We start from the raw sequence: 25,574 nt of genomic DNA, 5'->3' as shown, positions 1-25,574 counted from the left end.
ATCATTGAAACCACAATTTATCTAAAAATCCTAGGAACAATAAGAAACTGATCATAACAACATGGAAAGTGATAATAATTGCAAGTATCTCTGTAAACTTATTATGTGGCACGTTATGCTTTTTCTTGTATCGTAACCACGCATCATTTATAACTAAGCCAACACCATGGAACAACCCATAAGCAATATAGTACCATGTTAATCCATGCCAGAATCCCATTATCAACATATTAGCAATATAAGCAATATTTGATATGGTTACACGACTCTTAAACCACTTCTTTTTCATCATCAAGAATACTAGGCGCATAAAGATATAATCTCTGAACCAAAATGATAATGACATATGCCAGCGATTCCAAAAATCTTTCAAATTTTTCGCTAGGAACGGCTTATTAAAGTTCATTGGTAACTCAATGCCCATAACGTAACTTGTTGCCACAGCAAATAATGAATAACCAGCAAAATCAAAGAATAAGTATAAACCATCAACATACATTACAGCAATCAACCACCATGACCATCCATGATGTGCACTTGCAGATAATAAAGTCAAATGTTCTACATGAGGTAATAGCAATGTACCCAGAATATATGCCAGAATAAATTTATATAAAAATCCTAGGAAAAAGTACCAAACAGCTTTTTCAAGCATAGCTACATATTTTTCACGCGTTGGTACAGTGACTATATCTTTCACAAAACGACGGTACCGATCAATTGGTCCTGATGAAATGGCTGGCATAAATAGCATAAAGCGTAAGAATAACCAAGGATCAAAATCTTTAATCGAACCATCACGTGTTTCCATAATCATAGCAACAGAACGGAATGTCAGGTAAGAAATACCCATAAATCCTAATAATGTAGACACATGCGTCCAATTTGCTGCCGGGGCAATTTTAATCAGAACTAGAGGTAGAGCACCTAGAAACGTTGCACCATAAAAGACCCAACTGTTATTTGACTTTTTTCGGTATAACGTATACGCCCATACCAGTAGCCACTGCCATATCATGTATATGACAAGTGCGTAGCCTTCATGATACTTTGACCCGTTAAACATAAGGAAAATAAAAACAAGCGACACAATCACTTCATACAAAGCAAAACGTTTCCCAAAATACAAACCAATTGCTAATGGGGCTAACGCTAATAACAAAATGACAAAGTATTTTGGATCAGCATAGGGTTGTATGTTAAGCATTACCATTCACCTCAGTAATCAACCCTTTCAAATCGATCTTACCATTAGGCGTAAGTGGTAAGCTTTCTCGATACATAAAACGATTAGGGACCATATATGGCATCATCACGTTCTCAAGTTCTAACTTAATGGCTTGCGTCAATTGAATAGGTTTTTCAAAATGATGGGTATTTGCAACGATAATAGCCAATAATTGCTTAACTTTGCCATCTGCATCATAGCGTGGTACTGCGACTGCTTGTTCAACCCATTGGCTTTGTTGTAATTGTTGAGCAACTTCCTCTAGTTCAATGCGGAATCCATGCAATTTAATCTGGAAATCACTGCGACCTTTATAGTGTAACAAGCCATCTGCATCCTTTACTGCAAGGTCACCTGTCCGATATGCTTGCACACCATCAATTGTTGTAAAGGCGGCGGCTGTTTTTTCAGCATTATTTAAGTATCCCTTTGAGACAGAAGGACCGGCAATAACAATTTCACCAGCTTGCCCATCGTCAAGCAAGGCACCGTCAGCATCACGGATTGTGATTGTTGTATCGTTTTTAACATAACCAATTGGCATCTTATCATTTTGTGCGATAATTTTTTTGGTAATTTCTAAACTAGTAACCGCGACAGTTGCTTCAGTCGGTCCATATGTATTGTATACTTTTGTATCTGGAAAACGATCAAGTAACTTCTCTGCTGTTGTTTTGGTGAGTACTTCACCGCAGAAATAAAAAGCCCTCAGGTTTGGATGTGTTGTTTGATTAAATTCAGGATCTAACAATGCCACATCTGCAAATGATGGTGTAGACACCCAGCGATTAAGTTCAAGGGTTGGCAACGTAGTAAACAGTGTTTTGAAATCATCTGAAACATCCTTGGGTACGGCTTTTAAAGTACCTTGTGATAATAAAGTTGGTACCCAATCCATGACAGATAAATCAAATGAATATGGCGGTTGTGATAATACATTGCTTTCAGCATCCCAACCAAAATCATCCCCCAGCATCCAATTGGCAAAACTCAGTAAATTATTGTGTGAAATTTGCACACCTTTTGGCTTACCAGTAGTACCCGATGTAAAAATAATATAAAAATTATCATTTTCAGTTACAGGATGTGTTAACTGATATTCTGCTGGCGTATCGAATATATCTTTTAATTTTGAGCTGTTAATCACTGGTACATTCTCAATATTAATTGGTAATTTATCAATAGCTATAACTAATCCTGGTTGTCCTATTTCAAGAATATCTAATAACCGCTCGTCTGCTGAGTTAACATCAACCGGTATATAGGCGTGCCCTGATTTAACACTACCTAGAAAACTAGCAATCATAGCAAATTGCTGGCCACCATAAATCATAATAGGTGCCTTGTCAGAAATATTTGAATTATCAATAAAGGCAGCTAAATGATCTGAAACTACTTTTAATTCCTCGTAAGTGTGTGTATCACCTAATTCATCATAAGCAATACGTTTACCATTTGATTGCGCAAATTGGTCAATGACCTTGATGACATTGTTAATAACCATGATTCATTCCCCCAGTTAAAATTCGTTATAAATAAAGTGCCCACCACCAACACCTGAATAACTATATAAATAAACAAGTATTAAGATAATAACAAAATAGAATAATGACCGACTAATAAAATTAACCACTGGCCGCTGAAAAAAACGTTGAAACATGCTCTGTCTCCCCCGAGTCTTTGATTTTAATGTATAATCAACATAGTAAATAGTAAAATATGCTATGAAGAACAATTGAAACTATTATAGCATAGTTGACTCAGTAAAGTAAAAAGTATTATGTTGTGAGATTAATAATGATATTGGAGTAGTAGCATGGCAACCTATTTAATGAACTTGATCCTAAACTGGGATCAAAAAATATATCAAAAAAGAACGATGCAAGCTGTTAGAATTGCTATGAAGCAAACGCTCCCAATATTAGCAATTGATGTCTATCTAAGATTGATATTTAAACTTTTTTTCTCACCTGATTCTCTTTTTGCTAATGTATTCAATGTTCATTTATCATTTTTTCATTCAATTGCCAATCCCACTCAGTCACAATTTGCCTTAAGTATACTTGATACCATTGTAGTTATGGTTTATGTCACTAGTCTGACGCACAGTTTCCTTACGGTTAGAAATGTTAAACATGTCATTGTCCCTATTTTAACAAATGTCGTTGCAACTTATTTTTTACTTGTTGAGAAATATCAAATTCCTGATCACAGCACCATGCAGTATTTACTATTAACTGGTGTTACTTTATTTAGTAGTCAAAGTTACAATTGGTACCAAAAGCGAATGAATCCCAATGTACAACCCTATGCCATTCGGTATTTATTATGGTCTGGCTTTATCATCATGTTATGTGTTAGCGCTCATCCAATTGTGCAACAATCAAATATACAAATTTGGTTATCTGAAATCTTATATCAACCATTTTTCACGTCATTTATTGGTCTGCTGCTAGTTGCTTTATTAACACCTATTCTCTTCGTACTTGGCTTACGTCTACCAACAGAATTAATGAGCGACCAAACAACACTTAATGTTGTCGTGTTAAACTTAGATACGATGTTAAGTCATGCAAATGTACTACTGCCTTTCCCAGAAAATCTTTATAGCACTTATGGTGCTTTTAGTTTATTTGGCGGTATCGGAAATAGTTTAGTCATCAGTATTTTATTATTATTTGCACATTCAAAAAGGCACCGACAATTAGGGCTTATTTCGTGGTTTCCAAGCTTATTTAATAATAATCAACTACTATATAATGGGTTGCCGATGTTTTTGCGTCCTCTCATACTAGTGCCTATGATTTTAGTCAGTATCATGAGCATAACAATTAGTTACCTCACCATTGCTCTACACTTAATGGCGCCACCAGTATTTATGACACCAGTTGGTATGCCAACCATATTGACCCCTACTTTAGCTAGTAACAGTCACCTTAGTGCCATTATTGTCACTATCATTATTTTTGGTTTATCTATTTTAATATACAAACCATTCATTAAACAACTGACCATGGAGGAATTAAATGAAAAATAAAATCATATTAGGCATCAGTCTAGTATTCCTCATTATTTTAGGCATATATGGTAATCACTGGGTTACTCAAACAAGTACTAACCAAGCTAAAATTCAGAATTCACGTATGACACCCATTATTTTCATTCCAGGCTCTAGCGCTACTATTAATCGCTTTGACCAGTTATTCTCATTACTCAATGAAACACCACCAGCACATAGTGTCTTAAAAGTGCAGGTGGATCGTAACGGTAAACTAACTTATATAGGTAACATTAATGCCAACGATCAGCAACCGTTTATTGTTGTTGGGTTTGAAAATAATGATGATGGCTATAATAACATCAAAAAGCAAACTAAATGGTTAACAACCGCCTTAACGTCATTGCAAGAACGCTACCATTTTAAAACATTTTCAGCCGTTGGCCATTCTAATGGCGGTCTCATTTGGACAAATTACCTTGAAAAATATTATGATCGCCAAACTTTTAACTTACCAACTTTAATGACTTTAGGTACACCTTTTAATTTTTCAGAACCCTCATTACAACAACGTACTGAAATGTTAAAAGATTTCATCCAAGCAAGTGACAAATTACCGCCTGATTTAACAATGTTTTCAATTGCCGGTACTGACGATTATACAAATGACGGTCTCGTGCCAATTCAAAGCGTTATCGCTGGTAGATACATTTATCAAAAACGCATCAAAGCTTATACACAAATCACCGTTTCCGGTGATAATGCGCAGCACTCGAATTTACCAGACAATCCCGAAATTGTTAAATTGATACAAACTAATATTATCAATCCCTTAAATGCACAAAATAAATAAAAAAAGGTTACCACAAGAATTTCTTGTGGTAACCTTTTTGTTTACTTATCTTGTCCACGCCTTTTATTAGCCTTACGTTCAGCTCGCATATCTTCTCGTTTTGATACACGTCGGTCCATTTGGTCCTGACGCTTAATTGCACTTTTAATACGGCGCTTATAACCTGGTTTAACTATTTTTTTCTTCTTTTTCACCATACCAACCATTGTTGGATCAAGCTTTTTTGTTGTGGCAACACGTTGCTTACGTGCACGACGATCCTTAACATCAGTAAATTCACCATTTTCGATGCGCTTGGCTTTAAAGTTGATGCCTAATGCCTCTAACTCAGCAACTTCCGCTTCTTCATCAGGTCCATATAACGTAATAGCTAATCCTGGTAACCCATTACGTCCGGTACGACCAACACGATGGACAAAGAACTCAAGCTCATCAGGAATCTCGTCATTAATTACATGAGAAACACCTGCAATATCAATTCCTCGCGCTGCCAAATCAGTTGCAATCACATACTGATATTCCAAATTTTGAATAGCCTTCATGACGCGACGACGTTCACGCGGTTCAATATCACCATGAATTTCTGCTACTTTTAATCCGCGACCACGTAAGTTTGATGCAATGTTTTTAACACGTTCTTTAGTATTGGCAAAAACTAAAGCTAAATAAGGATTACCAGTAGTCAAAACCTGATAAATCACGTCATTTTTATCTTTTGATTTAGTGGCTAATAACCAATTATCAATTGTGTCAGCAATAACCGTTGACACTGGGATTGATTCAAAATGAGGATTATCTAGATACTTTTTTAAGAAAGGTTTGAGCTTTTCTGGCATAGTTGCACTGAATACTAAAGTTTGTAGAGCTTCTGGCATGGCACCTGCAATGAAATCTACTTCACTTAAAAATCCCATATCTAGCGTCATATCAGCTTCATCTACAACTAATTGCTTAACGGCATGTAACTTCAATGCCCCAGATGTAACTAAATCTTTAATTCGCCCTGGTGTACCAATGACAATTTGTGGTTGTTGCTTCTCAAGTTGCTTAATTTGTCGTAATTTATCTGTACCCCCGACAAACTCCGAAATGGTAATGTTTTGGTCTAATTTTTCGGCAAAAAGCTTTGTTGCCTTAGTAATCTGTGCAGCTAATTCACGAGAAGGGGTTGTAATCACTGCCTGCACATAATGTTGATCACTTTCTAATTGATTAAAAATTGGTATCAAAAAAGTATGTGTCTTTCCTGAACCAGTCTGTGATTGTCCAACCACATCTCGTCCTTGTAATACATCAGGAATTAATTTTGCTTGCACTGGTGTTGGTGTTGTAAAACCTATCGCTGTTAATACACTAATAATTTCTGGTTTTAAGTTAAATTGTCCAAATTGGTTTGCAGCTTCTGCCATCAATTTTCTCTACTTTCAGTCTTATCAAACGATACCCTCATCGCTTGTTTCTTTCTATTCTACACCATATGTTGCAACGAGTGACTTGTCTAACACATGGAGTAGACGATCAATATCCTCGCTGGTCTGTGCCCAAGCACCTGAAGCCATCGGATGTCCGCCACCCTCAAATTGATTAGCAATTTTATTAATCACAATTGTACGTGATCGTAGGCGCACACGATAATTTCCCTCATCTTGTTCTTCAAATATCGCCCATGCCTTGACACGATCAATTTTAGAAGGTAATGACACAACAAAAGAAGTGCCTGCCTCGCCTAAATCAAACTGCTTTACAAGTTCTTTAGTTAACACAATATATGCTAATCCGGATGGTAACAGTGTTAGATTTTGTAAAACATAACCTGACAATTTTGCGGCATTTTCAGAAATTGTTGCCATATTATGGTGAATTGATTCATAATCAAAATTATAACCAAATAACTCTGAAACTACACGAAATGTTTCCTTATCCATACTGTACATGAAATGACCTGTATCACCTAAAATACCAATATAAAGCAACCTGGCTGCTTCAGCCGTCATAACCAATCCTTGATTCTTTAGGACTTCATAAAATTCGTATATCATTGTACTGGTCGCCGAATGACCCTCTTTGACCCACTGCCAATCAGCATAAGCATCATCATTTGGATGGTGATCAATTTTGATTGTTTCTAAACCATTTTGCCACCGTTGATCGTCGATACGTGGTGCATTAGCTGTATCAACCATGATAACCAAAGCATTACGATAAGTTTTATCTGGTATGTCATCCATGAAGTGCTCATCATCACTCATCCAAGATAAACCAGGCACAGCCTTACCAACTGCGTAAATGTTTTTCTCTGGGAAACTGGCTTTCAACAATGCCTTAAGTCCTAATTGTGACCCATATGCATCTGGATCAGGTCGCTGATGTCGATGAATAATAATTGTATCATAGTGTTTAATTTGTTCAAGTAACTGTTCTTCAATCGTTGCCATTATTTTATCTTTCTAAATTTAGAGGTATATTTATTACTACATATTAGTATACCATGTTTAAAACAACGTCATTTCTTCAAATGTATTCGATTGTAAATTACTCATGGAAATACCTAATAATCGAATCGAAAATGATGTCCCCATCACTTCATCAAAAATATTTTGTGCTTGTTTGACTAACACATCTTCCGAGAGTTGCCATGGTTCTGTCAAAGTTATAGCACGTGTCACTGTATTGAACATATCATCACGTATTTTAATATTGAGTGTACGACCAACAATGTGTCGTTCTGTCATAATCTTAATCACACCAAAAGCTAATTTTCTAAATTCTGATTGGATTTCAAATTCTCGGTGTAACATTTTATCAAACGTTTCTTCTTTACCTATAGACTGACGCTGACGTTGCCACTGAACTTCTCCAAAATGAACCCCACGTGCTTGCCAATAGAAATGTTCACCCATTTTACCAAATAAAGCACGTAGATTCTCATGTGACATCTGACGTAACTGTGCCCCATTGTTAATATGCAATTTTTCAAAGTGCGCTTCAGTTTTTTTACCGACACCACGAAATTCACCAATAGGTAGGTCATCGAGAAACGCTAACATGTTATCGATTGTAATGACCGTGACGCCATTTGGTTTATTATATTCCGATCCTAACTTAGCTAATAACTTATTATGAGATACCCCAACTGAACTAGTCAAATGTGTGATTTTAAAAATTTCATGGCGTATCTTTGCAGCAATGCTTGCACCTGATTGCGGTAATGCTGTCACATCCAAATAGGCTTCATCGAAAGCTACAGGTTCAACTTTTTCTGTCACTTGATAGAAAATATCATGCACTTGTTTAGAAATTGCTTTGTATTTAACAAAATTCGGCGATAAAAACACTGCATTGGGCGCTAATTTTTTGGCTTCAACTGAGCTCATTGCTGAATGTACACCAAGTTGTCGTGCCATATAATTCGCTGTCGCCACGACACCACGTCCACCTGATTCTTCTGGATTACGTGCAATAATTAACGGCTTGTCCCGCAAAAACGGGTTGTCCCGCATTTCAACCTGCGCATAAAAAGCATCAAGATCTACGTGTAGAATTTTACGGGTATCAGTTGTTATCAAAAACTCTGGCATAATCCTATTTTAGCATAAAGCGAACAAAAGTTCGCTCAAAACTCTGTTCAAACAACTACTATTCATATTTTTACAAAAAAAACCCCTGACCGAAGAGGGCAATGGTCAGGGGGATGATAGCCGAAACTATCAATTGAATCAATCAGTAATTGGGGGAGCTGATTGAAGCATTACTGGGGGGAGTAATGAAACTCAAATGTTATTTGAGTATGTATTAATTATATACCCTTACGTTACAATTTATATATCATAAATCTTGCGATTTGATTACATGAAAATGACAAAACATAAATAACTATATAAAAATCATCATTTAATTGGTCAAACAAAAAATATCCCGAGGGATATTTTTAGAAAGATTATACGTCGCGACGACGTTCCTTGATACGAGCTGCTTTACCTTGCAATGAACGCAAGTAGTACAACTTGGCACGACGTACGGCACCAAAGCGAGTAACTTCGATCTTTTCAACACGTGGTGAGTGCAATGCAAAAGTACGTTCCACACCAACACCTGATGAAATCTTACGTACAGTGTAAGTTGCTTGAATTCCAGCACCCTTACGCTTAATAACAACACCCTCAAACAATTGAACACGTTCACGTGAACCTTCGACAATCTTGGCGAATACTTTAACAGTATCACCAGCACGGAACTCAGGAATGTCTGAACGTAACTGTACTGAGGTAACATTTTCTAAAATACTATTTTGACGCATGGTCTTCTCCTAGTCGATAATCTTACACTTGCCCTTGGGCTTAACGCACAGCGGATTACCGTTAATTTGGCAACTAAGCCGTCTTTAATTATATCAAATATTAAATAATTTGTCTAATGTTATTTAGCGTACGACATCAAATCATCAGCAATCACATTGATTTTTGCCTGTGATTTTTCTTGTGTATCTGATACAACCCCAATGTAGAATTTTAGCTTTGGTTCTGTTCCAGATGGTCGTACAGCAACCCATGAACCATCAGCTAACCAATACTTCAAAACATTTGCTTTAGGTTGTGGTAACGTGATGCTTGTGCGGTCAGCCCGTGTTTCAGTAGCAGTTGAAAAGTCTTGAATGCGCGTAACTGCCACGCCACCAATGGTTTCTGGTTGATTATCACGGAATTTGGCAATAATTGCGGCCATTTCATCATTACCATGAATACCTGGGAAGTCTAAACTGATTGTCTTTTCTTCAAAATAACCAAACTTTTCAAATAATTCTTGTACCCCATCTGCAAATGTCTTACCTTGTGACTTATAATAAGCTGCCACTTCTGCAAACAATACCAACGCTTGAATAGCATCTTTATCATGTGAGAATGGCTTTACAAGATAACCAAAACTCTCCTCAAAGCCAAACAAAAATGTGTTTGATTTTGTAGCTTCATATTCATCAATTGTTGCAGCGATATACTTAAATCCTGTTAATACATCAGCAGTTGTTACACCAAAGCTCTCAGCAACTGTTGAAGCAAATCGTGAAGATACAATAGATGTCACAATTGCACCATCAGCAGGTAATGTATTAGTCTTTTTCTTAGCAGTTAACAAATAATTAACCAAGACTGCCGCAATTTGATTACCAGTTAATACTTGGAATGTACCATCAGCTAATTTAACAGCAGTACCCATTCTATCAGCATCAGGATCTGTGGCGACAACCGCATCTGCCCCGTCACGTTTAGCATATTCAATCGCTAATTCTAATGCAGCTGCATCTTCAGGATTTGGCTTTTTAACAGTTGGAAAATCACCATCAATGACTGCTTGTTCTTTAACAATTGAATAGTTGGTAAATCCTGCTTGTTGCAGCGCTTTTTCACCGATATATTGACCCGTACCATGAAGTGGCGAATAAACAAACTTTAATGAAGCACCTTCTTTGGCAACTAGAGCTTTATCCACTGTGACTGTGGTCATCTTTTCCAAATATTTATCATCAATGACTTGATCAATGATTTCAACATTAGCTCTTGATTCATCAAGTTTTATGCTAAATACATCAGACACTTTCTCAAGTTCTTCGACTACGATATTAACAGCTTCTGGTACCATTTGTCCGCCATCTTCACCATAGACCTTGTAGCCATTATATTCTTTAGGATTATGTGATGCAGTGATCATAATACCAGCAAAAGCATTTAGCTCACGAACAGCAAAGGATAGTTCAGGAGTTGGTCGTAAACTGCTAAACAAATATGATTTGATCCCATGCGCTGATAAAACAGCTGCTGCATCTGAAGCAAATTCCGGTGAAAAATGACGTGAGTCAAAACTAATTGCTACACCACGTTTTTGAGCTGTTACACCTTGTGCATCAATATAACGAGCTAACGCTTCTGTTACTTGACGAACTGTAAAAATATTTATACGATTCGTACCCGCACCCAAAACGCCACGCATACCAGCTGTCCCAAAACTCAAGTTCTGATAAAATGCATCTTCTTGTTCTTCTGGTGTATACTTTTCTAAATCTTTAGCCAAATAATCAGGTAGTTGTGCAGCCTGCCATAGTGCTAATTTTTTTTGATAGCTCATGTTTTTCTCCTATTTATATTTCTAAACTTAATTATAACAAAGTTCGACTTACTTGCGCTCAAATCACTCAGTAATAATAGCCCTATACGTATCTTTCTGCAATGTTTATAATACGTAATCAACAAACAATCATTTCTATTTCTACCAAAAAAGCGCCGAAGCGCTTTTTTAACCTATTACTTTGTTGCAAAAATTTCTTCACCATTTTCAGTCACAGTGAATTCTTTAGTTGCAAAGTTAGCATCTAGTGTGGCAGTTGTCTTACCATCTGCTGATGTACGTGTAACAGTTAATTCATTTTCGCCGTTGTTAACAACTTCGATTGAACCATCCAAGTCAAAGGCAGCACTTGTGTTACGGAAACGCAATAGATCAAACAAGTTTGAAACAACAGGACGCTTTGTTGTTTCAGCAATTTCAGCCAAATCATAATAATGACGGTTGATATTACGACCTTCTTTTGAACTTTCTAATAATTCAATATCATTTTCACCAGCAAGTAAACCAACATAGTAAATTTGTGGAATACCAGGTGCGAAAATTTGTGTTGCACGGGCTAGCAAGTATGATGCATCGTTGTTACCCAATGCTGAATAGTAAGTTGTATTAATTTGGTAAATATCCAAGTTATTGTATGCTGCTGAAGAGAAAATCTTCTTAACATTAGCACCAACTTTGTACATTTCTTCAGTAGTAAAGTCAGTTTCTTCTTGCGTCAACAAGTCCTTAGCATCAACAACACCAATACCATCATGCGTGTCTAATGTTGTGAATTGCTTCATTGGGCTTTGACGCAACCAGTCAGCAATGCGATTCGTCTTACCTGAGTACAATGAATACAATGTAATCAATGGCAAAGCAAAGTCATATGAATACATGTCATGTTCTGTAATCTTACGAACAATAGTGTAATGTTCATGAATTTCAGGCAAAACTTCTGAACCTTCAGCAGTTAAGATAGCACGGACTTCATCTAATATTTCCCAAATTTCAGGTTCAACGAAGAAATCGTTTGTATCCAACTTCTTAATAGCATAAGCAAAGGCATCTAAACGGATAACAGAAGCACCATGATGTGCCAAGTTAACTAATGAATCCTTGATGAACTTTTTTGTAACTTCTTTGGTTACATCCAAATCCATTTGTTGATCACCAAATGTATTCCAAACTTGATCTGTTGTGCCGTCAGCGAAAGTAACAGGTGCAAATGGTGCTTTATCCTTACGCTTGTAAATCATGTCAATATCCGCTTCAGTTGGGCGGTTTTCTGGCCAGAATTCAGAATACTTCAAGAACATGTCATAATATTCTGATTCCTCTTTCTTTTCCAAAAAGTCTTGGAAGTACTTTGATTGTGGTGAAATATGGTTCAACATAAAATCAAACATCAAGTAGTACTTATCTGCCAACTTATCGATGTCAAACCAGTCACCAAACTTTGGGTCAACTGTTTCATATTCTTCAGGTGCAAATCCGCGATCCCCTGTTGATGGGAAGAATGGTAAGACGTGCACACCACCAACAACACCATCCAATTCGTTTGACAAAACTTGGTTTAATTCCTTCAAGTTCTTACCGAGTGAATCAGCATATGTGATAAGCATCGCTTCATTTGTAAGCTTTTTCATGATTTTTTGTTCTCCTTGTGTAAGTTATATAATTTTTCAATCAATTTAAGGTTACTTATAGTGCGCCACCTGCCGCGCAAACTTTATTAACTTTTTTTACGACCTACTATAAATGTTACTACTGTTATGATAAGCAAAATAACGATCAATAATGGAAGTGTTGTATAAGCAGCAGCAGATACACTAGTTGTTGGATGTCCCATGACCCCTGCCAAAAATGAAATAACAAATGGTTCAATGAACACGCCGACGTTAAATCCAATTAACACAATTGAAGTCACAAATGGCTGTTTTTTCAACGGTGCCAAATTAGGTAACTGACTAAATATGAATGGTGAAATTAACTGCATTGGGAATCCAATTAGTAACACACCAATGGTTAGTATAATAAAATTACCATCTGACAACATCACTAGTGCGTTAGAAACTGCCATGAGTAGTAACCCAACTTGCAATGTAAAACGACCAAATATTTTTTGAATACCACCGTAAACAAGTCCACCGACCATAGCTGCCACAAGCATCAAAGACAAGATAGTTGATACAAGCAAGCCACCAACACCCAAGTTTTGTGCCATAAATGGAAAACTCAATTGAATTGCCATATAATCAATCACTAGGAAAGCAGCAAATAGTGTTAATACCCAAACAAGTGGGCTAATTGATTCAGGTGATGATACTGGAATATTAGTTCCTGTTTTTTTATTTTGATTTTCTGCCAACATTTCTGTTGTGTCAGGTACGCGGATATAAAAGAGATATAAAATTGGAAAAGCTAATAAATAAACTAAGAAAGTAGCTTGCCAACCAAAGTTCAGCAATAAACCAGCAACAAAAGTTAACACTGCCTGTCCAATTTGTTCAACTGCCGCACGCCAGCCAAGCATTGTAGCTCGTGTGTTACCTTGATACATCACCGCGATCATTGATACAGCTAATGAATTAAAAATACCAAAACCGGCACCTAAAACCATACGAGATATAAGAATAACTGGGTATGATGTAACAAAGAATGGCACTACACCAGAAAAACCAACTAACAACATACCAAGCATTATTGTGCGCTTATCACCTAACTTCGCAGCAATAAATGAACTGAGTAACACAAATACAGTTACCACAATTGATGGTGTCGTTGCCAGCGCTTGTACCTCTGTTGCTGAAACACCAAGTGCTTTGGTCATATGAGGCATAGCCCCATTAATCGCATATGCACTGGTTAACATGAATGAAATACCAAGAAACGCAATTTTGGTTATCCACTTATCTTGACTTTGCATTATTATTCTCCTTGAGTATACCGGTTTAGAACCGGTTCCTTTTTTGCGCAAAACAATTACTTGTGCAAGTTAACACAAATAATTGTAATCGCTTGCAGTTTAATTGTCAAACGTTTTATAGAATGTAACTTATAAAATCACTTTACAGAAACTTTCATTAGAGTTACAATATTATTTTTACACCTTTATTACTATTTTTATTAGAAAAAATTTTTTATATTAATTTTATACTATTATTTGATAAAATCACAAAAAAGCAGAAACAGCGTATCCTGTTTCTGCTTTTACGATTATTTCACTTTATCTGTATCTTGTACTGATAATTGACTAATATAATCATAAGCACCCTGACCAGCTACACCGCCATCACCAACTGCTGTGGTAATTTGACGTAATTCTGTGGCACGTACGTCCCCAATAGCGAAAATGCCAGGAATACTTGTTTGCATATGTTCGTCTGTAATTATCCAACCTTCATCATTAGTAATATTTAAATTGCCAAAAACTTGTGTATTGGGTTCCAAACCAACATAAATGAAAATACCACTGGCATCAATATGTGATTTTTCCTGTGTTTGGTTATTAATGACTGTTACACCAGTAACCTTTTCTTTATCACCAATAATTCCCACAACTTCAGTATGCCATTTAAAATTAATTTTATCATTAGCAAATGCACGGTCTTGAATGATTTGTTGTGCACGTAATTTATCACGTCGATGTAATACAGTAACAGACTTGGCTAAATTAGTTAAATATAATCCTTCTTCGATAGCCGAATCACCACCGCCAATAACCAGCACATCCTCATCACGGAAAAAAGCCCCATCACAAACTGCACAATAACTCACACCACGGCCTTGATAATCTTCTTCACCGGTAACACCTAAATGAATATGTTCTGATCCAGTACCAATGATAATTGCTTTAGCAATATAATGATCCATATCTGTGTGAACTATCTTTAAATCACCAGCCATTTCGATACTTTCAACGGTACCAAAACCATATTCAGCACCAAACTGAGTAGATGAGGCATACATTTTTTCTGCCAAATCTGGTCCCATAATTGAATTAAATCCTGGATAATTTTCTACTTCGGCTGTGTTATTCATTTGACCACCATAAATACCACGGTCCAACATCAAAACAGATAAATTAGCACGTGATGCATATGTTGCTGCTGTCATACCTGCAGGTCCAGCACCAATAATGATCACATCATATTGTTTGTATTCTACCATTTAAGTGGCCTCGCTTTACTTACTTTTAGTTACATTTAGTCTACACGTGTTTAATTCTTTTGTCGAGTAACCTGATTATTTAAAAGCCAAGTTAACTAAAAAAATCGAGATTAGCCCGATTCTAATTTATTGATTATAATTTTGAAGCGATTTCTTTAATATAGGCACGTAACTTATCTTTTGTTTGAGGGTGCTTTAAGCCAAACTCAATATTAGTTTCCAAAAAGCCAATCTTTGATCCAATATCATAACGATTACCCTTAAATTCATGCGCGTAAACATGTTGACGATTATTTAATGAATCAATAGCATCAGTTAACTGGATTTCATTTCCCTTACCAGGTTGTGTATTTTCTAACTCTTCAAAAATTTCTGGTGTTAACAAATAACGACCGATAATAGCTAAGTTTGATGGTGCATCCTCGGGCTTTGGCTTTTCAACAAATGACTTAACGCGGTACAGTCCGTCAGATGCTTCGGCGGCTGGATCAATAACACCATATTCTGAGACCTGATCACGTGGTACTTGCATCACTGCCAAGGTTGATTCACCAGTTTCTTCATAACGTTGTATCAACTGCTTTGTTAGTGGTACATCATCTTCCATTAAATCATCACCGAGGAGAACAACAAATGGTTCATCGCCAATAAATGCTTTCGCTGTTAGAACAGCATCCCCCAAGCCCTTAGGATGTGATTGGCGAATGAAGTATATATTGATATCTGTTGTTTCTTCGACTACCTTTAACAGCTCTTCCTTGCCTTTTTCTCGTAAATTATTTTCCAACTCAGGGTTTGAGTCAAAATGATCTTCAATTGATCGCTTTGACTTACCATCAACAATGACAATATCTTCAATACCTGAGGCAATTGCTTCACGAACGATATATTCAATTGTTGGTGTGTCAACAATTGGTAACATTTCCTTTGCCAATGCCTTTGTAGCTGGCAAAAAACGTGTGCCTAATCCGGCTGCGGGAATAATTGCTTTACGTACTGGTTTCATTATAATACTCTCTTTCTATATTCAAAGTTTAGAAATAATAGACCGACATTAGTCTTCTGATTTTAGCGGTCGTCCCATCAAATCAGAAATAGCTTCGCGAATAGGTTTATTTTCATACAAGACTTGATAAATAGCAACGGTAATTGGCATGTCTACTTTGTAATCCTGAGCAAAGTCGTATACAGCTTTTGTTGTATTGACACCTTCAATGACCATACCCATGTCACTTTCAACCTGCTCTAAAGTCTTTCCTTGTCCTAATCCTAGACCTGCACGATAATTTCTAGAATTCGGTGACATACCCGTCACAATAAGATCACCGATACCAGCTAACTCGTACAATGTCTTTTCTTTCGCTCCCATGGCTAAACCTAAAGCACGCATCTCTACCAAACTTCTAGTTAGTAAAGCTGCTTGTGCATTGGCACCATAGCCTAAGCCAATTAATGCACCTGAACCAATAGCTACTATATTTTTTAATGCCGCAAATAACTCTGAACCTAATAAATCATCATTTGTATATGCTCGGAATGTATTATTGGATAAAACTTTTTGCAGCAAGCGCGCTGCTGATTCATCAGAACTAGCAATAGACACCGCTGTCAAATCATGTTTGATAACATCTTCAGCATGGGATGGTCCAGAGACCACAACCAAAGCTGAACGATATAACGCTGGCACTTCTTCTGCTAACATTTCTGAAATACGCTTATACGTGCCCTGTTCTAATCCTTTAGTTGCATGAGCTAAAATAACAGTATGGGATTGTTTCTTTAAAACTTCACCCAGCTGTTTAGCCACTTCACGGACTGCTTTTGTTGGTACAACACTCAAAACAATCTCGACATCCGAAACTGCTAAAGCCATATTACTAGTTGCCATAAGTTTATCGATCAATTTAGCTTGGGGTAAATACTTTGTATTTGTATGCTGTGTGTTTATCTCTTCTGCTTGATCCGTATTATGTGTCCACAAACGTACATCATGTCCATTTTCTGCAGCAGTATTAGCTAACGCAGTCCCCCATGAGCCAGCACCCAGCACTGCTATTTTAGTCATTTTTATTCTCCAAATCTATCTTCTCATTTTTAACCATCTCTGCGGTCATACGTTCTTCCAACGTTTTTAATGCATCAATTCCCATATTGGCAGTCCTAAACTTAACTGCGGCGGCATCAATTACACTTGCCGTGTTACGACCAGGTGTTACTGGCACAATCATACGCTTAATTTTAACACCTAAGATTTCCAAGGTATCATTATCATTCCCTAGTCGATCAAAATTGGCTTCACCGATTTTGCCACTAGAAAGATGAATATTAAGTGCAATCGTTGCATGAGAACGCACAGAAACAGCACCGTAAACTTGCTGCACGTCAATGATTCCAACCCCACGAACTTCCATCATATTGCGCAAAACTGCGCTGGGTTCGCCAATTAAACGTTCTTCGTCCTCTTGATAAATATCAACACGATCATCAGCAACTAAACGTGCTTTGTCTTGCTGAATTAATTCTAAGGCAGCTTCAGTTTTACCAATACCTGCATCACCAGTAATTAGCACACCTAAGCCATGAACATCAATCAAAACACCATGTACATTTTCTCTAGGTGCTAACTGTCCACCTAAATAATAGGTCATATTTGATAAGATACGTGACGATGTTAAAGTAGACGTTAAAATAGGAATATGTGCTTCTTTTGCCGCTTGTTTTAATTCTTCGCTAATTTCTAATCCTGTTGACACCACAAATGCTGGTGTCTTTTGGTCAGCCATTCGTCGATAAACCATCAGTAACTCATCATGATCCATACGCTCTGAAAACGATGTTTCCGTAATACCTAATAATTGCACACGTTCTGGTGCATAGTAATTAAAATATCCTGTCATTTCAAGACCGGGGCGAGAAATATCTGCGGTTGTAATTGGCCTTTCTAGATATTCTTTACCAGATATAATCTCTAAACGTGTGTTCTCGATTAATTGTTTTACTGTCACTGAATTTTTTGCCATTTTACTTTCTTTCTGTATATATACGTATATTAGGTGTCAATAAAGCATTCACAATAGACAAAATAATAGCTGTGAATATTGCCCAGCCAAAACTAGAAAACTCGAAACCTTGAATAAAACCTGCTGTTATTTCAAGCATAATGGCATCTACAATAATTGTAAATAAACCAAATGTGATCAAAGTTAACGGTAAGGTTAAAATAATTAAAATTGGTTTAATAATGGTATTTAGAATGGATAAGACTAGTGCAGATCCAAGTGCAACTAGCCAATTGTCAACGCGTAACGCATCATAAAACAAAGATGATAAAATCAAGAAAACTAGCATCGTTGTTGCTAATCTTGCAATGAATCGCATTGTTTCCTCCTTGGATGGTTATGTAAGCGCTTAATGTGTTGTTATCATGCACTTATGAATCTGACTAATATCTATATTATACCAAAATTTAGACACTATGAGAAATAAAAACAACTAAACAATATTTGTTTAGCTGTTTTTACAAGAATTAACTACCGATTAAATAAAATAATTATAACCAGGGTTTAATTCAATAATTTTACCTGTACGTTTATAAACAATCCATTCTGCAATGTCAGTTGTGTAATCACCAATACGCTTAAGATATCCAGCAATAACTAAATAGTCTGCAGCTGAATCAACTAATTCTGCATCCTCTTTCATTCCCTCCAAAGCATCAGAACGTACTTTAGCTGCCCGCTTTGATAACGATTGGTTTTCATCAGCAATAGTCTGAGCACCATGAGCATCATTTTTAATATAATAATCCATGACTTCAGCAACCATTTTCGCAACTTGTTCGCCCATTTTACCAAGCTCTTGTTCAACCCCAGAAATATGTTTCGTACCTTTTACTCGTATAGTTGAGTTGGCAATGTTACGTGCTTGATCTCCCATACGTTCTAAAACAGATACAGCTTTTAAGATGGTGACAATTTCTCGTAAATCTGTTGTCACTGGTTGATAGAGTGCTATCATTTCAAATGTTTTCTTTTCAATTGCTGCTTCACGTTCATTGATTTGGTGATCATTTTCTAAGATGTCTCTGGCACCTTCGCGATCATGATCCACAAATGACTGCACAGACCTTTGAATCGTCTGGGCAACGAGCATGCCCATTTCTGTAAATGAATTATCTAAATCTGCTAATTCTTCATCAAATAATCGTCGCATGTTCTTGCTCCTTTTTCTGTTAACGTATGCATCATCTGTTAGTATTCTTCATAATTAACCGAATCGACCACTCACATAATCTTGTGTTTCCTGCTTTGTTGGATTTAAAAAAATATGCTTTGTCGCATCAACCTCAACCAAATCACCACTCAAAAAGAAGGCTGTTCGATCTGAAATACGTGAGGCTTGGGACATAGAGTGTGTCACAATTATCATCGCATAATCGTCACGTAAATTCAACAATGTTTCTTCGATATTGTGACTAGAAACTGGATCAAGGGCAGATGTTGGCTCATCTAGTAATAATAGTTCTGGCGCTGTGGCCAAAACACGGGCAAGTGAAACACGCTGTTGCTGCCCACCTGACAATCCTAATGCTGATTTATGTAAATCATCTTTTACTTCATCCCAAACTGATGCCTGTTTTAATGAGCGTTCAACCGCCTCGTCAAGCACAGCCTTCTCTTTCACACCGGCTAATTTCAATCCGAAAATAACATTTTCATAAATTGAAAACGGAAAAGGATTGGGCTGTTGAAATACCATGCCAATACGTTTACGTAAATCTACCGTATCTGTCGTTGGTGCATAGATATCTTGCCCATTAAAATTAAATGAACCCGTCACTGTGACATTGTCTTCCAAATCATGCATACGGTTTAACGCACGCAGGTAAGTTGACTTACCAGAGCCTGAGGGACCAATAAGTGCGGTAATTCCTTTTTCTGGAAAATCTAAATTAATCCCATGTAGCGCTTCTGCGTGACCATACCACAACTTGACATCACGCGTTTCTAGTATATTTTTGTGATTATTATCTGTCATCCGAAATTCCCCGAAATATAATCATTAGTAAGTGCAACTTTAGGTCGTGTGAAAATTTTACGCGTTAAATCATACTCAATCACTTTACCCATATGGAAGAATGCCGTATAGTCACTAATTCGTGCAGCCTGTTGCATATTGTGCGTCACTACAATGATAGTATATTGCTTTTTTAATTCAAGCAACGTATCTTCTACCTGAGCTGATGATATTGGATCAAGCGCACTCGATGGTTCGTCCAATAACAAGATGTCTGGTTTTAACGCCAATGCACGGGCAATTACTAAGCGTTGCGCTTGCCCACCTGACAATGCAAGGGCTGATTTATTCAAATCATCTTTTACTTGATCCCATAAAGCAGCTTGTTTTAAACTCGTTTCAACAATTTCATCAAGTGCTTCTTTTGTATAGTGATCTCGTTGTGTCAACGCAAACGTAATATTATTATAAATTGACTTGGCAAATGGATTAGGTCGCTGGAATACCATCCCAATGTGACGGCGCATCTCATAAACATCAATTGCCTTGGTGTTAATATCCACCCCACGATACATAATATTCCCTTTGACTGTTGCCACACCATCATTCATACGGTTTAACGACCGCAAGAAAGTTGATTTTCCTGAACCAGAGGCACCAATCAAGCTTGTGATCTTATACCGTTCAAATGATAAATCCCCTTCACTGAGGGCTAAATTGTCGCCATAATAAACTTGTAAATCTTTTGTTGATAAAGCAATTTCATGCTTTTTTGATTGCATATCATAGATATAACGCTCTGGGGCGTCATCAGTGATAAACTCACTAACTGGTTTTAACTCCATAAGGCTTGCCACACTTTCTTCATCACTCATTTAGCAAATGTTAAGTATTTACTATTTCATATTCAATCAATTCAGATTTCTAAAAATTAAGCACTTGTTAATTTCTTATGCAGTTTTGCGCCAAGTTTACGCGCACTGAAATTAAACAAAAGTACAACTATAATCAAAACAGCTGAAGCGCCAGCAGATACAGCAGATACATCTGGCATAATTCCTTCAGAATTAATTTTCCAAATATGAACAGCTAAAGTTTCAGCTGGACGCATTGGGCTTAGCGGACTAGATATATTGAATGGATTCCAGTCTGAAAAATTAAGTGCTGGTGCTGATTGACCAGCTGTATAAATTAAGGCAGCGGCTTCTCCAAATACGCGACCAGCAGATAAAACAACTCCTGTTATAATTGAAGGCACTGCTGCTGGTAAAATAACATGAATAACCGTTTCCCATCTTGATAAACCAAGTGCAGATCCAGCTTCACGTTGTAAATTAGGGATTTGCGCTAAACTTGTCTCAATTGATCGTGTGAGTAGCGGTAAGTTAAATAAAGTCAATGCAATGGCACCAGATAAAATTGAAAAACCTAAATGTAGCTTAACAACAAACAACAGAAAACCAAACAACCCCACAACAACTGATGGTAAAGAACTCAAAATTTCAATTGCTGTACGCACAATTGTTGTAATCGGTCCTTTTTTAGCGTACTCGTTCAAGTAAATTGCGGCACCCAAAGCAATTGGAAAACTAATCAACATAGCTAAAATAAGTAAATAAAACGAATTAAATAACTGTATACCAATACCACCACCTGCTTCGAAGGCTTTAGCAGGCGTGGTTAAAAAATGCCACGATAGATGAGGTAATCCACGTACTAAAATGAAAGACAACATGGCAATTAAGATCAAAGCGACTGTACCAGAAATAGCATAAATCACACCAGTTGCTAGTTTATCAGCAGTTTTTGCATTCATTATTTCATTTCTCCTTTACGACCAATGGCACGTACAATCAAATTAAAGATTAATGACATCAACAATAAGATCATAGCCAATGTCCACAAAACGTCATTTTGCAAAGAGCCCATGACAGTATTACCAATACCCATAGTTAATACTGATGTTAATGTTGATGCCGGTGAAATCAAATCATTTGGCATCAAAGCTGCATTACCGATAACCATCTGTACAGCTAGTGCTTCACCAAAGGCACGTGCCATGCCAAACACAATAGCTGTCAGTATACCTGGTGTTGCTGCTCTCAGCACTACTTTGTAAATCATTTGCCAACGAGTTGCGCCAATAGCTAGCGCAGATTCTCGATAATGGCGCGGCACAGACTTCAATGTATCAACAGTCATCGAAGTAATTGTTGGTAAAATCATAACAAACAAAACAATCGTACCTGATAAAATACCAAATCCAGAACCACCAAATAAATGACGAATGAACGGTACAACAACTGTCAAGCCAATGAATCCATAAACAACTGACGGAATACCAACTAATAATTCAATCACTGGTTGCATCAATTTGGCACCTTTTTTTTGGGCAATTTCAGTCATAAACAATGACGTACCAATAGCAAATGGTGTTGCAACAATGGCAGCTAAAAAAGTAACCAAAAATGACCCTAATATCATTGGCAGTGCACCAATGTATGGTTGTTTTGTTTGTGGATTAACAACGGACGGATTCCATGTTGTGCCAAATAAAAAATCTTTAACACTCACACCATCACGAACAAAGGTTGATAAACCTCTGCTCATAACAAAAGCAAAAATTGAGACAACAACAATGACAATCAAGGCTAAAGCAGCTAAACTAATAGCTCGTCCCATCGAATCTTTTTTTGTTGATTCAGATTTTTGCATCAACTTTTTTGTAATATTATCCATTTTTTCTCCAAAATGTTTAAGTCATTAAACTCTATTTTATATTCTATAAAATATGGCATAGCCATAGATAAGTTTATTAAGTATGCAATGACTTATTTTTTGACAAGCTCACCAGTGGCACTACGTTCGACATTCATATCATGAATGGAAATATAGCCCAACTTTGGAACTAATGTACGTTGAATATTATCAGAGGTTAGATATGCTAAAAATTTTGCAACGTGTCGAGTAGGTTGACCCTTTGTGTAAATATGCTCATATGACCAAATACCATATTGACCATTAGCAACATTTTTGTTATTTGGTTCAACACCATTCACAGAAGGTACTAGTACGCTTTTGTCGATATAACCAAAAGCAGCATATGAGATAGCTCCTGGTGTCGTGGACACAATTGAACGTACCATTCCTGATGAATCTTGTTCTTGTGCTTCAGTACTCTTAGCACCTTGTAGTCCCCATTTTTCAAAAGTAGCCCTTGTACCAGAACCAGTTGCACGATTGATAATCACAATATTTTGATTTCTCCCGCCAACTTGATTCCAATTAGTTACTTTCCCAGTAAAAATTGATTTTAACTGTGCTGTGGTCAAATTTTTGACACCATTATCTTTGTTTAGCAATGGTGTAATTCCTACAACAGCTACGCGATGATCAACTAAAGACTTAGCATCAATACCTTCTTTTTCCTCCGCGAAAACATCAGAATTACCAAGATCAACAGCGCCTTGCGATACTTGGCTCAATCCTGTACCGGTACCGCCACCTTGCACATTAACAAATGTGCCGACATTAGTTTTAGCGTATTCCTCACCAGCTGCTTCAACAAATGGTTGAAGTGCTGTAGAGCCAACAGCAGTAATTGATGTACCACTTGACCCCTGATCACGTGTTGCATAAGCGGTTCCAAGCGCCGCAACAATACCCACCGCAACAACTGTAGCTACAATTGTTGCGCGATGCGATTTCGACATTATGATGCCTCCCAAGATTAAACTACTACCCTTTTATTATCTTAAAGTTATGTAAATGTAAAAGCATGGTTTTGTAAAGGTTGTGTAAAGACTATTTTTATAGCGGTAATTTGATAACTATCGTTGTCCCCACAGCTACTTGAGAGTTAACATTGATTTCACCGTGGTGTTTCGAAACAAGTTCATTGACAATTGCTAAACCTAACCCAGTACCACTAGCGATATGCCTTTGTCGTGATTCATCACCACGATAAAAGCGTTCAAAAATACGCGACTGTTGCTGCTTTGGAATGCCAATACCTGTATCCTTAACTTCCAATTGCCAATAACTATCATGTTGGTACGCTGAAACCGTAACACTACCATTTAACACATTATATTTAATGGCATTCCCGATCAAGTTCTGCAAAATCGTTTGCAAATCATGTTTGAAACCATAAATCGTAAAGTCCTGTGGTACATTATTTATAAAGGTCACGTTCTTAGAGGCAGCTATAGTTTTCATATGTTGCCATTGGTCTGTGACAATAGTATGAACAGCTAATGATACCTGCTTATCATCGCTATTCTGGTATGATCGTGATATGGATAAAATATCATTAACTAACAATGCTAACCGGCTGGTTTCATCGGCCACAATTTTTAAAAACTGTGCACGTACCGTCGGATCCTCACCTGCCTTACCCTGCAAGGTCTCTACAAACCCAGTAATAGCTGTCAATGGTGTTTTCAATTCATGAGAAGCATTTGCCAAAAAGTCTGATTGCATACGCTCGATTTGTAAAACTGAGGTAAGATCATATAAAATCACCATCACCTCGGCATATTGTGAATCATTTTTGTGATAAAGTGTACTTGCTTCAAATTGTTTAGTTTCACCATTAATTTGTAAATTTAAAACAGACCGTTGATTCTTTTGTGCATTGAATGTCTGATTAATTAATTCTGACAAAGTAAATTGCTGTATGACTAAACTTTCTGTAACTGGCGTTTGGCGTAATTCAACACCTAATAAGTCTGCTGCCGTTTGATTAAATACATCAACAACGTGTTGACGGTTAACATTAATCACACCAACCGGTAGACTCGCTAGTAATGATTGATAATTATTAATATCACGTCTAGCTGAGAGTTGTTCGTCGCGAATATAACTTTGCAGTGCATTGAACTGTCGAATAACATCATAGTAGGGTAGATTGGGTTCGGTCAATACGATACGTGGTGAATCCCCTTTAATCGTTAAAGCCATTCGCTGTTGCATCACTCTTAATTCTTTTTTTTGATAATACACCCATAAATCAGCTACCCAAACAACACCCGTAGTGCTAATCAATATCATAAAAAAAAGTGCAAGTAACTGTTGACCACTAAATAACATGACATGATTAACTAATACTAAACAAACAATATTTATTACTAAAAACGATATAAATTTAAGTATCACTGTTTTCATAACATTACTCCAATACATCTATCATAACAAAAAAGCCGTCTAAA

24 protein-coding genes are annotated in these 25,574 nt (G+C 36.9%); 2 read left to right on the top strand and 22 right to left on the bottom strand.

Annotated features, from left to right (window positions below; all coding sequences use genetic code 11):
• Position 1 precedes the first annotated feature (1 nt).
• From dltB to HNQ98_RS02605, 3 genes are read right to left on the bottom strand one after another with little or no spacing between them, the layout of a single operon-like run.
• Entirely contained in the window at positions 2-1,207 is a 1,206-nt protein-coding gene (gene dltB / locus HNQ98_RS02615) for a D-alanyl-lipoteichoic acid biosynthesis protein DltB (RefSeq protein ID WP_135197247.1), read from the bottom strand.
• On the bottom strand, positions 1,200-2,732 hold the full coding sequence (dltA, locus tag HNQ98_RS02610; protein ID WP_014974028.1) for a D-alanine--poly(phosphoribitol) ligase subunit DltA: 1,533 nt from the start codon (positions 2,730-2,732) through the stop codon (positions 1,200-1,202). The genes dltB and dltA overlap by 8 nt, the downstream gene beginning before the upstream one ends.
• Positions 2,733-2,747: 15 nt before the next feature.
• Entirely contained in the window at positions 2,748-2,888 is a 141-nt protein-coding gene (locus tag HNQ98_RS02605; RefSeq protein ID WP_014974027.1) for a teichoic acid D-Ala incorporation-associated protein DltX, read from the bottom strand.
• Positions 2,889-3,044: 156 nt separating this feature from the next.
• Here HNQ98_RS02605 and HNQ98_RS02600 point away from each other — a divergent pair, with 156 nt between their 5' ends.
• On the top strand, positions 3,045-4,265 hold the full coding sequence (locus HNQ98_RS02600) for a PTS sugar transporter subunit IIC (protein ID WP_014974026.1): 1,221 nt from the start codon (positions 3,045-3,047) through the stop codon (positions 4,263-4,265).
• On the top strand, positions 4,255-5,079 hold the full coding sequence (locus HNQ98_RS02595) for an alpha/beta hydrolase (RefSeq protein WP_014974025.1): 825 nt from the start codon (positions 4,255-4,257) through the stop codon (positions 5,077-5,079). Before HNQ98_RS02600 ends, HNQ98_RS02595 begins: the two co-directional genes overlap by 11 nt.
• A 41-nt stretch (positions 5,080-5,120) precedes the next feature.
• On the opposite strand, the gene HNQ98_RS02590 is transcribed toward HNQ98_RS02595, so the two are convergent.
• From HNQ98_RS02590 to HNQ98_RS02500, 19 genes are all read right to left on the bottom strand, one after another.
• Positions 5,121-6,488, bottom strand: coding sequence for a DEAD/DEAH box helicase (locus HNQ98_RS02590; RefSeq protein WP_014974024.1), 1,368 nt, complete (start codon positions 6,486-6,488; stop codon positions 5,121-5,123).
• Between the two features lie 54 nt (positions 6,489-6,542).
• A complete protein-coding gene (locus HNQ98_RS02585) occupies positions 6,543-7,514 on the bottom strand; it encodes a DHH family phosphoesterase (protein ID WP_014974023.1) in 972 nt (323 codons plus the stop codon).
• Positions 7,515-7,571: 57 nt separating this feature from the next.
• Positions 7,572-8,657, bottom strand: coding sequence for a DNA polymerase IV (dinB, locus tag HNQ98_RS02580; protein WP_014974022.1), 1,086 nt, complete (start codon positions 8,655-8,657; stop codon positions 7,572-7,574).
• A 359-nt stretch (positions 8,658-9,016) separates the two neighbouring features.
• Positions 9,017-9,376, bottom strand: a complete 360-nt coding sequence (rplS, locus tag HNQ98_RS02575; RefSeq protein ID WP_014974021.1) for a 50S ribosomal protein L19 — start codon at positions 9,374-9,376, stop codon at positions 9,017-9,019.
• 119 nt (positions 9,377-9,495) lie between these two features.
• Positions 9,496-11,196, bottom strand: coding sequence for a phospho-sugar mutase (locus tag HNQ98_RS02570; RefSeq protein ID WP_014974020.1), 1,701 nt, complete (start codon positions 11,194-11,196; stop codon positions 9,496-9,498).
• A gap of 176 nt (positions 11,197-11,372) precedes the next feature.
• Complete coding sequence (gene gtfA, locus HNQ98_RS02565; RefSeq protein ID WP_014974019.1) at positions 11,373-12,824, bottom strand: sucrose phosphorylase; 1,452 nt, start codon at positions 12,822-12,824, stop codon at positions 11,373-11,375.
• An 86-nt stretch (positions 12,825-12,910) separates the two neighbouring features.
• The gene (locus tag HNQ98_RS02560) at positions 12,911-14,104 is read right to left on the bottom strand and encodes an MFS transporter (RefSeq protein ID WP_014974018.1); all 1,194 of its coding nucleotides are present in this window, start codon (positions 14,102-14,104) and stop codon (positions 12,911-12,913) included.
• Positions 14,105-14,394: 290 nt separating this feature from the next.
• Entirely contained in the window at positions 14,395-15,348 is a 954-nt protein-coding gene (gene trxB / locus HNQ98_RS02555) for a thioredoxin-disulfide reductase (protein WP_014974017.1), read from the bottom strand.
• A 133-nt stretch (positions 15,349-15,481) separates the two neighbouring features.
• Positions 15,482-16,354, bottom strand: coding sequence for a UTP--glucose-1-phosphate uridylyltransferase GalU (gene galU / locus HNQ98_RS02550; RefSeq protein WP_184284918.1), 873 nt, complete (start codon positions 16,352-16,354; stop codon positions 15,482-15,484).
• Between the two features lie 48 nt (positions 16,355-16,402).
• A complete protein-coding gene (locus HNQ98_RS02545; protein WP_014974015.1) occupies positions 16,403-17,413 on the bottom strand; it encodes an NAD(P)H-dependent glycerol-3-phosphate dehydrogenase in 1,011 nt (336 codons plus the stop codon).
• The gene (gene hprK / locus HNQ98_RS02540; RefSeq protein WP_014974014.1) at positions 17,406-18,368 is read right to left on the bottom strand and encodes an HPr(Ser) kinase/phosphatase; all 963 of its coding nucleotides are present in this window, start codon (positions 18,366-18,368) and stop codon (positions 17,406-17,408) included. Before hprK ends, HNQ98_RS02545 begins: the two co-directional genes overlap by 8 nt.
• 1 nt (position 18,369) lies before the next feature.
• Positions 18,370-18,726, bottom strand: a complete 357-nt coding sequence (locus tag HNQ98_RS02535; protein WP_014974013.1) for a phage holin family protein — start codon at positions 18,724-18,726, stop codon at positions 18,370-18,372.
• A 159-nt stretch (positions 18,727-18,885) separates the two neighbouring features.
• Positions 18,886-19,560 (bottom strand): phosphate signaling complex protein PhoU, encoded by a 675-nt coding sequence (phoU, locus tag HNQ98_RS02530; RefSeq protein ID WP_014974012.1) that lies wholly within the window; start codon positions 19,558-19,560, stop codon positions 18,886-18,888.
• 54 nt (positions 19,561-19,614) lie between these two features.
• On the bottom strand, positions 19,615-20,385 hold the full coding sequence (gene pstB / locus HNQ98_RS02525; protein WP_014974011.1) for a phosphate ABC transporter ATP-binding protein PstB: 771 nt from the start codon (positions 20,383-20,385) through the stop codon (positions 19,615-19,617).
• On the bottom strand, positions 20,382-21,209 hold the full coding sequence (gene pstB, locus HNQ98_RS02520; RefSeq protein ID WP_014974010.1) for a phosphate ABC transporter ATP-binding protein PstB: 828 nt from the start codon (positions 21,207-21,209) through the stop codon (positions 20,382-20,384). Before pstB (HNQ98_RS02520) ends, pstB (HNQ98_RS02525) begins: the two co-directional genes overlap by 4 nt.
• An 86-nt stretch (positions 21,210-21,295) precedes the next feature.
• Entirely contained in the window at positions 21,296-22,180 is an 885-nt protein-coding gene (gene pstA / locus HNQ98_RS02515; protein WP_014974009.1) for a phosphate ABC transporter permease PstA, read from the bottom strand.
• Entirely contained in the window at positions 22,180-23,103 is a 924-nt protein-coding gene (pstC, locus tag HNQ98_RS02510; protein WP_014974008.1) for a phosphate ABC transporter permease subunit PstC, read from the bottom strand. Before pstC ends, pstA begins: the two co-directional genes overlap by 1 nt.
• Positions 23,104-23,195: 92 nt before the next feature.
• Positions 23,196-24,077, bottom strand: coding sequence for a phosphate ABC transporter substrate-binding protein PstS family protein (locus tag HNQ98_RS02505; protein ID WP_014974007.1), 882 nt, complete (start codon positions 24,075-24,077; stop codon positions 23,196-23,198).
• A gap of 97 nt (positions 24,078-24,174) precedes the next feature.
• Positions 24,175-25,530, bottom strand: a complete 1,356-nt coding sequence (locus HNQ98_RS02500; RefSeq protein ID WP_135197245.1) for a sensor histidine kinase — start codon at positions 25,528-25,530, stop codon at positions 24,175-24,177.
• Positions 25,531-25,574 lie beyond the last annotated feature (44 nt).

It is taken from the genome of Leuconostoc carnosum (genome assembly GCF_014207505.1).
Taxonomy (GTDB): Bacteria; Bacillota; Bacilli; order Lactobacillales; family Lactobacillaceae; genus Leuconostoc; species Leuconostoc carnosum.
The sequence above is the reverse complement of the archived record's forward strand: the minus strand, read 5'-3'. Positions and strand labels throughout refer to the sequence as shown.

Coding starts and splice junctions, on each gene's coding strand:
- dltB (WP_135197247.1), bottom strand. CDS start 1,207: ATGCTTAACATACAACCCTATGCTGATCCAAAATACTTTGTCATTTTG.
- dltA (WP_014974028.1), bottom strand. CDS start 2,732: ATGGTTATTAACAATGTCATCAAGGTCATTGACCAATTTGCGCAATCA.
- HNQ98_RS02605 (WP_014974027.1), bottom strand. CDS start 2,888: ATGTTTCAACGTTTTTTTCAGCGGCCAGTGGTTAATTTTATTAGTCGG.
- HNQ98_RS02600 (WP_014974026.1), top strand. CDS start 3,045: ATGGCAACCTATTTAATGAACTTGATCCTAAACTGGGATCAAAAAATA.
- HNQ98_RS02595 (WP_014974025.1), top strand. CDS start 4,255: ATGAAAAATAAAATCATATTAGGCATCAGTCTAGTATTCCTCATTATT.
- HNQ98_RS02590 (WP_014974024.1), bottom strand. CDS start 6,488: ATGGCAGAAGCTGCAAACCAATTTGGACAATTTAACTTAAAACCAGAA.
- HNQ98_RS02585 (WP_014974023.1), bottom strand. CDS start 7,514: ATGGCAACGATTGAAGAACAGTTACTTGAACAAATTAAACACTATGAT.
- dinB (WP_014974022.1), bottom strand. CDS start 8,657: ATGCCAGAGTTTTTGATAACAACTGATACCCGTAAAATTCTACACGTA.
- rplS (WP_014974021.1), bottom strand. CDS start 9,376: ATGCGTCAAAATAGTATTTTAGAAAATGTTACCTCAGTACAGTTACGT.
- HNQ98_RS02570 (WP_014974020.1), bottom strand. CDS start 11,196: ATGAGCTATCAAAAAAAATTAGCACTATGGCAGGCTGCACAACTACCT.
- gtfA (WP_014974019.1), bottom strand. CDS start 12,824: ATGAAAAAGCTTACAAATGAAGCGATGCTTATCACATATGCTGATTCA.
- HNQ98_RS02560 (WP_014974018.1), bottom strand. CDS start 14,104: ATGCAAAGTCAAGATAAGTGGATAACCAAAATTGCGTTTCTTGGTATT.
- trxB (WP_014974017.1), bottom strand. CDS start 15,348: ATGGTAGAATACAAACAATATGATGTGATCATTATTGGTGCTGGACCT.
- galU (WP_184284918.1), bottom strand. CDS start 16,354: ATGAAACCAGTACGTAAAGCAATTATTCCCGCAGCCGGATTAGGCACA.
- HNQ98_RS02545 (WP_014974015.1), bottom strand. CDS start 17,413: ATGACTAAAATAGCAGTGCTGGGTGCTGGCTCATGGGGGACTGCGTTA.
- hprK (WP_014974014.1), bottom strand. CDS start 18,368: ATGGCAAAAAATTCAGTGACAGTAAAACAATTAATCGAGAACACACGT.
- HNQ98_RS02535 (WP_014974013.1), bottom strand. CDS start 18,726: ATGCGATTCATTGCAAGATTAGCAACAACGATGCTAGTTTTCTTGATT.
- phoU (WP_014974012.1), bottom strand. CDS start 19,560: ATGCGACGATTATTTGATGAAGAATTAGCAGATTTAGATAATTCATTT.
- pstB (WP_014974011.1), bottom strand. CDS start 20,385: ATGACAGATAATAATCACAAAAATATACTAGAAACGCGTGATGTCAAG.
- pstB (WP_014974010.1), bottom strand. CDS start 21,209: ATGGAGTTAAAACCAGTTAGTGAGTTTATCACTGATGACGCCCCAGAG.
- pstA (WP_014974009.1), bottom strand. CDS start 22,180: ATGAATGCAAAAACTGCTGATAAACTAGCAACTGGTGTGATTTATGCT.
- pstC (WP_014974008.1), bottom strand. CDS start 23,103: ATGGATAATATTACAAAAAAGTTGATGCAAAAATCTGAATCAACAAAA.
- HNQ98_RS02505 (WP_014974007.1), bottom strand. CDS start 24,077: ATGTCGAAATCGCATCGCGCAACAATTGTAGCTACAGTTGTTGCGGTG.
- HNQ98_RS02500 (WP_135197245.1), bottom strand. CDS start 25,530: ATGAAAACAGTGATACTTAAATTTATATCGTTTTTAGTAATAAATATT.